We start from the raw sequence: 12,080 nt of genomic DNA, 5'->3' as shown, positions 1-12,080 counted from the left end.
AAACCTTTCGGAAAGCCTATCCTAGCTATGTTTTATATACATTGTTGGCAGTAGTTTTTATTCATACGTTGGGTCGAATAATAAACCTTTATTTTGTTTTGCTTCTGCTTCAATTTCCTTACTTGTTAATTCAGAAAGTTCTTCAAGTCTTTTACCAACTACAAAATATGGTTTTTTCTTATCGAATTTTTTCAATTCAAGTTTTACTGCTTCTATTTTATCTATCAGTTCTTTTATTTTCGAATCAGAGTCTGATAGCTTTTTTTGAATTTCTTTTCGGTCTGTAATTTGAGTTAAGTCAGTCAAATTCAAATTTTCACTTAATTCTATAAGCTCACTTTTTAATTCTGTATTAGAAAATTTGTTTTTAGATATGTAGGTTGTTATTTGCTTGAGTTTCGTTTCAATTTTTTTGAGGTATGACCTTTCTACTTTTAAAGGTTCTAATTTTCTCGAATTGTTGTAAAAATATATATTTCGAGATTCCAAAATATTAAAAAAGAAATGGTCTTGAATAATTGATTTACTTAAAGTCGGTATCCAATTTTTATAAACTGTTTCATAAGCTAAAAGCCATTCTTTATTATTTAAATTGTCCGTATTAATCATTTCAGTAACTGAAGTGAAATCAAAGTTCTTAATTCTGTTATTTTGCTGAAATAAGTCAAGTCCAACAATAATTCCTGTAACGCTTTTACTTTTAAAAACCATTTCATAAATATCTTTGGTTGGTTGAATTTTAAATTCGTTTAAAATCCAAAGCGACCAAGTCAGTTCAAAATCGTGTTGATTTTCGTAGTTCCTTTTGATGATTTCGAAGCAAAATTCTTTTAAGCGTTTCTTTGAAACTAATTTTTCGTAAGTAATTAATAGTTTGGCAATTTTATTTAAAGAACTTGTCTCAATTAAACCAAGTCTAAAGAGCAAAGATTCAAAATAATCCCAATTTTCCTCTTCAATACGAACAAAATTAAATTTATTTAAAGCTAATTTTAGTACGCTATCTTTCGGGTTTTCTTGTGCGTGTCTAAAAGCAATAGAGAAGAAATTCCATATGTCATCCTTTTGGTCATTTTCAGATGGTCTAAAATAAAATGATTTTATATCAAGTGCCCAAGGTTTTTCTAATTCACTTTGTGTTCTTGAAATCTCTGTTTTTTCATCATTAATTTTTAACTCAAAATCATTTAGAATTTTTTTCAATTCTGATAGTCCTATTTGAGCATCTAACTCCGAATTAAAATATAAAGCATAGTCGTCATAGTATCTATAACCAAGAAAATCTATATTTTTTGATTTTAGTTTTTTTTCAAGATGTTTATCAATATGACAAGCAATTACTTCTGCTATTATGAATGAAGTATCTGGACCAATAGGTATTCCCATTGTTTGCTGATTTTGACACCACATAAGTCTATCGTCAATATCATCTCCATAAATATTACTTACCTTTAATGGGTCTGTATTACTTAACGCTCGATTCCTTTTGTATTTATCTTTTCCTCCAAATGTTACCCAAGGAACTGAATGAGTATAAATTGATGGATAAAATTTTGCAATATCAGTTTTTAATTGAACAGCATATTTAAAAGAGTTTATTATGCCCGATTCTTTAAAGAAACTAAAATCATTGTGTTTTACTGAACGTTTGTTTTGTTCAATTTCAGTCTCAATTTGTGGTTTCGTAGTTGATAAATTAGAATCATTAAATAGTTTTGCAATCTCTGTATAATTGTCCACAATTGCTTGGGATAATTTACCTTGGTGAATTGGGTTTGGTATTTTAATTATTTTTCTTGCTATTCCACTTTTTGGAATATTAAATTGGCTACAATCTGAATAGTTTAGTCGATTTTTAAAGATTTGTTTTAATCTAACTTTTTTTTCTGTTTTTTCAGGTCTGGATAGACCTGTCATAGTATTAACAGAATTCTGCAATGCCGTTAAACTTGCATTTTTGGTCGAATCAGCTAATGCCGATATATTCGTAAAATCGTTACCAAATAATTCAGTAAAGAATGATGGCGGAAGCTCTTTAGGAAAATATCCTTTATTCAATAAATGTTCAATGTTCATTCTTTTCTCAAATTACTGCCAACGTTGTTGTATAAGCTTTGTTGCGTTGTTTAAGCAGTGAATTTAGTAAATAAAACACGAACGGCGAAATTCCGAAGGAATTTCCCAAGTGAGCCAAAACCAGCAATAAAGTTTATACGGTGTTAGCTACAGTTATTTTCTCAAGTAGCCTAACCGAATTAAATCAGATTTTTCTTTTGTTAAATAAACCTTTTTATTAGCTACCAAGTAAATTTCATCACTTATATCCTTGATATGTTCATATAAATGGTCTGAAATTAATATTCCTTTTTTTTCTTTAGATTGAATAATTAAATTCTTGATTTTTTGAACGTGAACAGGCATAATTTGAGAAAAGGGCTCATCAAGTATTGCAAATTTTGATTCTGATTTTAAAATGAGATATGTTTCAATAATTCTTCTTTCTCCTCCCGATAATGTTCCTAAACAATTTTTTGATGTGTTTTTAAATTCGGGAAAAGATTCTGCAAAATCAAAAAAATCTAATTTAAAAAAATTGAATACTGTTTTTATTTTCAGTTTTTTTGGAATAAAATTGTTTTGAGATAAATATAAGATATCTTTATTTGACGGATTTTTATTGAAAAAAGAAACGTCGTTAATCCGTAATGATTTTTCTCTTGGTTTGATAATTCCTAAAATTATTTTGAATAAAGAGGATTTTCCCGAACCATTTCTTCCTAATAAAGCTGTAATAGTTCCTGCCTCAAGTTTTAAGTATACATTGTTTAATATTTGATTCTTTTTAACTTCAAATAAAACATTATCAATTTCTAATTTATTTTTCTTCATTTAAGTTAATATTATCATTATTAAATAAATCATAAAGTCAAAACTAATAGTTGAAATCCATAAGGATTTGTTAGAGATTCCAAGGTTCTTGTAAAAAACAAATTCGTTTTTATGTGAGTCATTTATGAAATAATAAATAATTCCTAAAGTAATTATTTTAAAGAAAGTTAGTAATGAAATGATGAAGCCACTTCTTTCCCAAAGATTTATTAAATAGCATAAAAATCCAGATATTATGATACTTGCTAATGTAAATGACTTATAAAAATATAATATTAAATGTATCTTTTTCACTATTCTGTTTTTTTATTTATTGTCAAACTCATATCTTTTCCAAAAGTAATTATTTTTTGTAAATGAGTGAAATTGTAGCTAACGTGTTTTTGTATGGAAAGTTGCGTTTTAAGTCGACGGCTATTTTCCGAAGGAAAATAGGAGTTGACAAAAATGCAACAAACTTTGATTAAGCCAAATTTAGCAATTTTTTATACAAGGTGTTGCCAAATGCGTTTTTTTATTTCCGTTTCCATATTTCATTTATTGTTCACGTTATTTTTAATTTACAAATAGTATTTTCATTAAATTCCATTTTTCAGGTATTTCCAATTCCACAAACTTGATAAATTAAATTCTGAGTAAAAATTCCGCAATTCTGGTTTTTCAACGTTTGAGTGTTTTCTCACGTGTTTAATTCCGACAATAATTTTCACTTTATTTGATTTTCAGAAAATTCTCAGCCTTTCTAAATTTTGTTTTGGAGAAAATTCCACACAGTTTTTGTCCCGCATTTTACTCAATTCCACATAGTTTGGAAATTCTCATTTGAGTGATCTTTCCGCAATCTTGGTTTCAGCGTTTGAGTAAATTCCTTTTTTGTAAAATTTAGTAAATTCTCCGATTTTTCAAAATTTTAATTCGCGAGAGAGTGTTTAACTTTTTTCAGATTTCAGGTTTACAAACTAAAAAAAAGCCAAAATTATATTTTACTAAATGACTTGTATTCGGCTCGATTCATCAGTTTTTGGCAACGTTGTTGTATATGGTTTGTTGCGTGTTTCAAGCAACTAATTTAGTAAATAATTACCGACAAAGAAAGCCGCGAGGACTTTCGTAAGTAGGCTAGAACTAGCAATAAATTATATACGGTGTTGTGCATAGTTTTTTTACTCTTCTTTTAATTCCTTCAAATCAATTTCTCTAAAATATCTATTCTCTTTATAGTTTTTTAAACAATATTCTAAATTAGTTTTCCCTAATCTTTTTTGGGTATTGTTTTCAACAGAAGCCTTAGCTATGAAATAACTGAATTCAAGTTGATTGTCTTTAAATTTCTTTTGACCTTGTTGAAAAAAAGCAATTCCCATTTCGGTATTTTTAAGATCATTAATATAGAAATCATAATAAGATTCCAAATTTGCATTTAGAATTCTATTTTCTAAATCGTCTTTACTGTTCATTATTTTATTTGCAAGATAATTAGCTTTTTCAAAATCACCAATTTGCTTATTATAAAAAAATAGAGTGTGTGTTTGTGTTGGATATCCATTTACTTTTGAATCGTATTCAATAATTTGATTGAGTGCTTTTTTATTTTTGGTATTTATACTCATTTGTATTAAAGAATAAAAATCAACTTCTTTAATTTGAGTTTCAATTCCATAGAGCTTTTTATTCTTTGAATGATAAAGTTTAAGATATTCTCTTATGTCAAAATTTTCTTTATTCGATTCTATATAGAAATCTTCAATGTTTCTGTATTCATTAAAGAGGAATTTTATGCCTTGTATCAAAGATATTGCTGGCATTTCATTATGGTTAGCATTAAATTCACTAATTTTTAAATTGTTATTAAAAACTTTGCCTTTTAAGTCTTTTGCAAATTCATTAAAATCATAATCTTTCATGCCATAACCAATAAATATATTTGTCTTTTTATTTGTGGTTAAATAAGGCTCTATTTTTCTTTTAAAATTTTCGGATTCTCCGCTCAATGAAAGTGAGATAATCCCATTAAATGGATTGTTTTTTTGAAATGGTAAACATATTACAAAGTGAGCTGTATTTGAGTGTCCTATAATTGAATTATATCCTGAAGTATTGTATTTTGTGTTTATGTAAGGAACCACCTCTTCGAACAAGAAGTTTTTTAGTTTTTCAGAACCCTCCAAATAAAAAGTTTCATCTCCATCTGAGTATTTACTAAAATTAGGTGTTGTTTCCTTATTTCTATTATTATGATAAATTCCAACAACTATTGATTGAGGAATGACATCTGTCGCAACATCATAATCATTCTCTATGGTTAGTTTGCTTAATTGGTCAACATATTTTGCTGTTAAATCAAAAAGACTATATCCGTCCAAAGTATAGATAACTGGATGTTTTTTTGTGATATCGTAATTTTTAGGTAAAAATATTTTTATAATTCTATTTTCATTTGGAAAATATTCTGATTTTAATTCGACTATATTATATTCTAAAGAACTTATTTCGATTTTACTTTTCGTTTGACCAAAAGCAAATGATGTAATTAGGAAAAAACTAAAAATATTAATTATCAATTTCATATATGTATTCTGTAAAATTATGCACAACGTTTTTGTGTATTGAAAGTTGCGATTTATATGAACGGCTATTTTCCGCAGGAAAATAGAAGTGAATAAAAAAGCAACAACTTTTGGTTAAGCTAAAATTAAGCAATTTTTACTACACGGTGTTAGGTAAAGTATTTTATTCAATTATTGATATGAATTTTTTTCCAAAATTTGTCAAAATTATACTTTCGATTTTAGATGAATCTTCTTTTTCAAAAATTCCACCATTGCTTCCAATTTCATTCAGGTTGCTACTAAATCTAATTAAAGATTTATTCTCTATTTCACGGCAATATAATCTGAATTGATAAACATCTATTCCTTCGTTTCCGATATATTCAGAAAACTCAGTATGCAATATTTCATAGGATTTTATTTTATACATTCCCTCTTTCGTAATTAAGAATTTTAATACAAAAAAATGATTCGTGGAAAAATCATTAATTATTTTAATAAAAATGTTCTTCAAATCTTTTTCCCATTTAGTTTTTGGGTTTATAGATTCTATATAAATATTAGATAGAATTTTATATTTTAATTTTTCAGATGTTTCACTTGCTGATTTTAATATTTTATAGTTTAAATCGTAAAACTCAATTGATTTATAATATTCTTTAGGAATAATTATGTTTTCAATTTCTTTTAATCTTGGCTCAAGTTCTTTTAAATAGTTTTCAATCCTATCACTTCTTATTCTGTCACCAATTCCGAACAACGATTCTTGAATAGCAGTCCCAAATGGACCTAAAGAAGAAAAAAACACATTAAAAAAAGCTGTTTTCCCAGACTTCTTTAATTCAGATATTTTCCAATTTTCGTTTATATTTTCCAATTTTCGTTTTATATTTTACCTAACGTGTTTTTGTATGGAAATTTGCGTTTAAAATGAACGGCATTTTTCCGCAGGAAAAATAGAGTTTATTAAAAAGTACAAACTTTTGATTAAGCCAAATTTAGCAATTTTTTATACAAGGTGTTGTAAAATGCGTGTTTAATTTCCACTTTACAAGTTATAAAATTCCTATTTCTTTTTTTTCCTTTTTTGAGTTTCTGAATAAATTCCGCAATCTTTATTTTTCAGCGTTTTCACAAGTTTTTAATTCAAAACATGAGTAAACCTTTATTTTACTCTTAGAAATCTCTCAGCCTTTCTAAATTTGTCTTTAAGAACGAATTTCTCCGACTTTTACTTAGCACTTTGCTTAATTCCGCCATTTTAGGTTCAAACAGTAAATAAGTTTCAAGTTTTCAGATATTTTCAAACAAGCTAAATTCCGCAAACTTTTTCCTTTTTTTGCGTTTTAAAACTCTGAAGGAAACTATTTTTCTTTTCTTAAAATTCTAAAAACCTTCTAATTTTTTTCAAAATTTTGATTCGCGAGAGAGTGTTCCAAAAAACTAATTTTTCAAACGTTTTATTTCGTTTTTTTGAGTTTTCAGACTTTAAAGCTAAATGTATTTTTAAATATCTGCTGTTCTTAAATTATACTTTCAGCCAGTTTTTTACAACGTTGTTGTTTATGGGAAAGTTGCGTTTAAAGTGAACGGCTATTTTCCGTAGGAAAATAGAAGTTTACAGAAATGCGACTAACTTTTGTAAGGCACTAATTTAGCAATTTTTTATAAACGGTGTTAGCAAATGCGTGTTTTTTGTTCTTCGTTCGTTCTTTTACATTTTTTCTTTTTTTATTTCAACAATTCCGCTTTGGATTAAAAATTCCCACAATTTATGTTTTTTTGAGTTTGAGTAAATTTTCACTTTTTCACACTTTCTGAAACTTTTAATATTCTATAAATTTTCACGAGTAGGAGAGTGTTCCATATTTTTCAGTTTTCTCAAAATTTAGGGATTGAGTGAAAGTTCCGAAATTCTATTTTTCCTTATATTTTACAATTTCTCAAACTTGCTAAATTTAGTGTTCGAGTAAGAATTCCAACATTTTACTAAATTCCATAATTTGGTTTTTCAGCGTTTGATTAAATTCATTTTATTAAAACTCTAAAACTTTCCAATTTTAGAAATTTTGACCACCGAGAGAGTATTCCACTTTTTTCAATTTTTACTTTTTCAGAACCTGGATTAACAAACTAAAAAGCGAAAAGTTAGCTTTTAATAAAGACTTTTGTTCGGCGCCATTCCCAAGTTTTTGCTAACGTGTTTGTGTATGATTAGTTGCGTGTTTTAAGCACTAAAGTTAGTAAATAAAACACAAATAAAAAGTCCGCGAGAACTTTCGTAAATCGGCTAAAACCAAGCAATTAATTATACACGGTGTTGCCATTTCGTTATTTTTTTATTCGGTTTTTTCTATTGATACGTAAACTTTTTCAATTCCATTTTCCTCCCATTTTCCGCTTCTAAATTCGGGTCTTGAACGTAAATTTCCCATTACTCCTGAACTTTCTTTAAAACTGTTCGCTTTCCAAATACGTTGTTTGGATGTTCCATTTTCATAAAATGTTGTAATATACGCTTGCTTTTTTCGAGTAAAAGTTGTTTAAATTCAGATTCTAAATTAGGATTCAATTCTATTGATAACTTTCCGTTTCTTTTTGGTTTTAAGTTATTTGGTTCTATAAGTTTAGTTTCTAATTCAGAAGTGTTTTGAATTTCCAACTCCTCAATTTCTTCTAAATCGTCTTTTAAATGGTACAAATTTATATTATCAAAATTCCAAATTTTTGTTGCAAATCCGACAATATAATTATGCCTTTTTATAATTGAATCTGATTTCCAAAAAGAATTTTCATTTTCAATTGTTGCGTAATCTTTTATTTCTGCTTGTTGATTTAAAAGTGGGTTTTGGTTATAAGATTTAACTTTATGAGAAAAAGGTTTATTTCCAATAGACGCATTATGTGAACCAGAAATAAGCATTAAATTTCCCAAACTATTTATTGTATTCGTTAAGAAATCTTCTGAATATTCATTCTGTTCATCAACGTCATATCCAGTTTCTAAAGGTTCTCCATTTGTTGGTGTCTGTGGTGAAATATGTTCGATTTGCTCATTTTCTATTGAGAAATTTTTAATACTATAACCCTTATTTTGTATTGAATTTTCATATTGCCATAGCAGATAATTCAATACCTTATTTCCATACATTGCTCCATTTAGGTAACTTTTCACATTGTTATCTCCCCAATACCAAGTTTCATTAAGTTTATTCTTTATGTCTAAAACCAAATTAGTTAGATTTCCTTTGAAGTTTAGTAATATTGAATTTAAGCGTTCTTGAATATTTGCTCTACTGTTTATTAATTTGGCTCTAAATGTTAATATTTCAAGTAAATTAAATAACGTATTTAGTTTTTGTTCATCATCTCCAAAAAATTTGTAGCCTTTAATAATGAAAGGATAAACGAATGCAGGTGCATTTAATTCTGCTAATTTTAAAGCATAATGATTTTTTGAATTTTCAAATTTTTTCATATTTGAAAATGAAGTATGAAGTTCAGTTATATAACCTTTAATCCAATCTATTTTGTCATTTGATTTTTTAAAGACCTCTTTTACATCCTCTAATGTTCTATAATTATAACCTTTTATGTATGCATTATTGTGATATATTAAAACACTATCTTCATTAAGTTTTTTGAAGTCATTTATGATTAGATATATTAGTTTGAAGATATTTGAAACATTTTCGATATTTGATTCGACAACTTCTGGTTCGCTGTAAACGTACATTTGATACATAAAATAGGATTTGATTTTCTCCATATTGGTCAAATCTTTTCCTCTATTATTTTCAAGTTCAAACATTAACGCTGAATCTTTTTTTCCCTCAAGTTCAATTACAGTTAAATCTGTAGTTTCGATTTTTTCTAAAACACGAAGTACTTTTTCTGTTGAAAATTTATTAAGTTCATTTTCAAAGAATTTTTTTGATTTTTTTATTCTGTCTTGTGAAAGTGTATTGGATTCAAAATTGTTTTTGTTATCTATAATTACAGCATCAAAACAGGCTCTATCATATTCTACAGGACGAAGTTTAATATTCCCACCATTTTTCAAGTAAATACTTTCTTTTGTTTGAAAGTCAAATTCCTCAAATAAAATGTCATTTTTTCTGTTTGCTAAAACGTTTAGAATAGCACGAATGAAAATTGTTAATGTTGTAATTCTTTGTTGTCCGTCAATGATTTCGTATTTAGTATCTTTCTTTAAAGTTTCTAAAAGTATGTTTCCAAAAAAATAATTATTTTGACCTTCTATTTGTTCGGTTAAATCGTTTAGAAAAGTTTCCCATTGTTCTTTTTCCCACGAATATGCTCTTTGGTAAACTGGAATTATAAATGATTTTTGAGAACTATCAAAAAGTCCTAAAGTAGTTTTTCTGTAAAAATCCATTGTTGGTTTTATGTTCGGTTTTTAATGAATGGCAACGTTGTTGTTTATGGGAAAGTTGCGTTTAAAGTGAACGGCTATTTTCCGTAGGAAAATAGAAGTTTACAGAAATGCGACTAACTTTTGTAAGGCACTAATTTAGCAATTTTTTATAAACGGTGTTAGCAAATGCGTGTTTTTTGTTCTTCGTTCGTTCTTTTACATTTTTTCTTTTTTTATTTCAACAATTCCGCTTTGGATTAAAAATTCCCACAATTTATGTTTTTTTGAGTTTGAGTAAATTTTCACTTTTTCACACTTTCTGAAACTTTTAATATTCTATAAATTTTCACGAGTAGGAGAGTGTTCCATATTTTTCAGTTTTCTCAAAATTTAGGGATTGAGTGAAAGTTCCGAAATTCTATTTTTCCTTATATTTTACAATTTCTCAAACTTGCTAAATTTAGTGTTCGAGTAAGAATTCCAACATTTTACTAAATTCCATAATTTGGTTTTTCAGCGTTTGATTAAATTCATTTTATTAAAACTCTAAAACTTTCCAATTTTAGAAATTTTGACCACCGAGAGAGTATTCCACTTTTTTCAATTTTTACTTTTTCAGAACCTGGATTAACAAACTAAAAAGCGAAAAGTTAGCTTTTAATAAAGACTTTTGTTCGGCGCCATTCCCAAGTTTTTGCTAACGTTGTTGTATATGGTTTGTTGCGTGTTTTAAGTACCTAATTTAGTAAATAATTACCGACCAAGAAAGTCCGCGAGGACTTTCGTAAGTAGGCAATAAGCCAGCAATAAATTATATACGGTGTTGCCAGTAGTGCTTATGCCACTTTGAAATCAAATTCATTCATTTCAACACTAAATTTCACATTCGCTTTTAGTGCTTTAAATACTTTTAAAATTGTCTCGATGGTTACATTCTTTGTATTACGTTCCAATTTAGAGATTTGTGATTTTTGAACTCCAATTAATTCTCCAAGTTGTTCTTGAGTTAATTTTCGTTCTTTACGAACAGATTTTATCATATCACCAAGTACTTCCATTCGCAAGTCAAATTCGTATTTGTCTCGTTCAGGTGTTCCGACTTTTCCGATGTCCTTGTCTTTCATTTGGTCAAGAGTCATCATTTTCATTTTTTTGTTTTTTGTTGCCATAACTTTGAATTTATTCGTCAAAATATTCTGCTCTAATTTTCAATGCTTTTTCAATTTCCGATTTGGGAACTTTACTCACTTTTTTAATCATTCCGTGTGTTGATAAAACAAGTGTTTCTGTTTTGTCAGTTTTGTCCCAAAAAGCAAATAGTCTGTATTGAATTCCTTTATAAAGCGTCCTAAATTCCCAAATACCATCTGCTAATTTCTTAAACAGTTTTGGGTCATTTTCAAGTTTCGCTTTGTCTAAATTGTAATAGATTTTCTTTTTAGCTTTCGAGTCTAATTTGGACATAAAGTCAATTGCTTGTTCAAGAAATACTACTTCAAATTTTGGTTTCATTCAGTTCTATTGTCGTTTTACTCTGGCAAAGATAACAAAAAAGTTGAATTATATGGAAACTTTTTAAATTTTTCTCGCATTACTGGCAACGGGTTTGTTTATGGAAAGTTGCGTTTTTGTGTGCGAGGAATTTCCAACGGAAATTCAGAAGTGCACAAAAATGCAACTAGCTTTTAGTTTTGCTAAAAATAGCAATTTTCTATAAACGGTGTTGCAAAAAGTACTTTTTTTTTTACAGTCCGTATTTTTATTCTTTATTCTAATTTTTGTTTTAAAAGACAATTTTAATTCACAAATTTGGATGTTTTTTAAATCCGTAAAGATTTTTAACTCCGCAATTTTGGAATTCCTTTTTTGTTTTTTCACAGGAGTAAAAACTCCAGATTTACTTCATTTCAAATGTTGCTTATTTTCGCAAATAGTTTTAATTCCGCAATTTTGGAATTCCTTTTTTGTTTTTTCACAGGAGTAAAAACTCCGCATTTACTTCATTTCAAATGTTGCTCATTTTCGCAAAGATTTTTAATTCCGCAATTTTGGAATTCCTTTTTTGATTTTTCACAAGAGTAAAAACTCCGCATTTTACTTCATTTCAAATGTTACTCATTTTCGCAAACTTTTTAAATTCCGCATTTTGATAAAATTTTGATTAGCGAGAGAGTGTCCCACATTTTCCATTTTTACCAAATTAAAAACTCCAGAATAATTCAGACTTTACTTTCCAATTTACTTTTCCCACGCAATTTTGGTGT

The 12,080-nt window shown here is 27.6% G+C and carries 7 protein-coding genes; all 7 read right to left on the bottom strand.

Translation table 11 applies throughout. The annotated features are described in order from the left end of the window. Positions 1–57: 57 nt before the first annotated feature. The 7 genes from GQR92_RS06300 to GQR92_RS06270 all read right to left on the bottom strand — a co-directional run bounded on the left by GQR92_RS06300 (position 58) and on the right by GQR92_RS06270 (position 11,328). On the bottom strand, positions 58–2,076 hold the full coding sequence (locus tag GQR92_RS06300; RefSeq protein WP_158838312.1) for an RNA-directed DNA polymerase: 2,019 nt from the start codon (positions 2,074–2,076) through the stop codon (positions 58–60). Between the two features lie 153 nt (positions 2,077–2,229). After that, complete coding sequence (locus tag GQR92_RS06295; RefSeq protein WP_158838311.1) at positions 2,230–2,889, bottom strand: ATP-binding cassette domain-containing protein; 660 nt, start codon at positions 2,887–2,889, stop codon at positions 2,230–2,232. A gap of 1,163 nt (positions 2,890–4,052) precedes the next feature. Then, complete coding sequence (locus GQR92_RS06290; protein WP_158838310.1) at positions 4,053–5,456, bottom strand: alpha/beta hydrolase; 1,404 nt, start codon at positions 5,454–5,456, stop codon at positions 4,053–4,055. Between the two features lie 163 nt (positions 5,457–5,619). Beyond that, entirely contained in the window at positions 5,620–6,315 is a 696-nt protein-coding gene (locus tag GQR92_RS06285) for a hypothetical protein (RefSeq protein WP_158838301.1), read from the bottom strand. Positions 6,316–7,872: 1,557 nt separating this feature from the next. Continuing rightward, positions 7,873–9,837 (bottom strand): DUF262 domain-containing protein, encoded by a 1,965-nt coding sequence (locus GQR92_RS06280; protein ID WP_158838309.1) that lies wholly within the window; start codon positions 9,835–9,837, stop codon positions 7,873–7,875. An 815-nt stretch (positions 9,838–10,652) separates the two neighbouring features. Continuing rightward, on the bottom strand, positions 10,653–10,985 hold the full coding sequence (locus GQR92_RS06275) for a helix-turn-helix domain-containing protein (protein ID WP_158838308.1): 333 nt from the start codon (positions 10,983–10,985) through the stop codon (positions 10,653–10,655). A 10-nt stretch (positions 10,986–10,995) separates the two neighbouring features. Then, complete coding sequence (locus tag GQR92_RS06270) at positions 10,996–11,328, bottom strand: type II toxin-antitoxin system RelE/ParE family toxin (RefSeq protein WP_158838299.1); 333 nt, start codon at positions 11,326–11,328, stop codon at positions 10,996–10,998. Positions 11,329–12,080 lie beyond the last annotated feature (752 nt).

Origin of the sequence: Polaribacter sp. L3A8, assembly GCF_009796785.1 — a bacterium.
Lineage (GTDB): Bacteria > Bacteroidota > Bacteroidia > Flavobacteriales > Flavobacteriaceae > Polaribacter.
The sequence above is the reverse complement of the archived record's forward strand: the minus strand, read 5'-3'. Positions and strand labels throughout refer to the sequence as shown.

Coding starts and splice junctions, on each gene's coding strand:
- GQR92_RS06280 (WP_158838309.1), bottom strand. CDS start 9,837: ATGGATTTTTACAGAAAAACTACTTTAGGACTTTTTGATAGTTCTCAA.
- GQR92_RS06290 (WP_158838310.1), bottom strand. CDS start 5,456: ATGAAATTGATAATTAATATTTTTAGTTTTTTCCTAATTACATCATTT.
- GQR92_RS06270 (WP_158838299.1), bottom strand. CDS start 11,328: ATGAAACCAAAATTTGAAGTAGTATTTCTTGAACAAGCAATTGACTTT.
- GQR92_RS06275 (WP_158838308.1), bottom strand. CDS start 10,985: ATGGCAACAAAAAACAAAAAAATGAAAATGATGACTCTTGACCAAATG.
- GQR92_RS06300 (WP_158838312.1), bottom strand. CDS start 2,076: ATGAACATTGAACATTTATTGAATAAAGGATATTTTCCTAAAGAGCTT.
- GQR92_RS06295 (WP_158838311.1), bottom strand. CDS start 2,889: ATGAAGAAAAATAAATTAGAAATTGATAATGTTTTATTTGAAGTTAAA.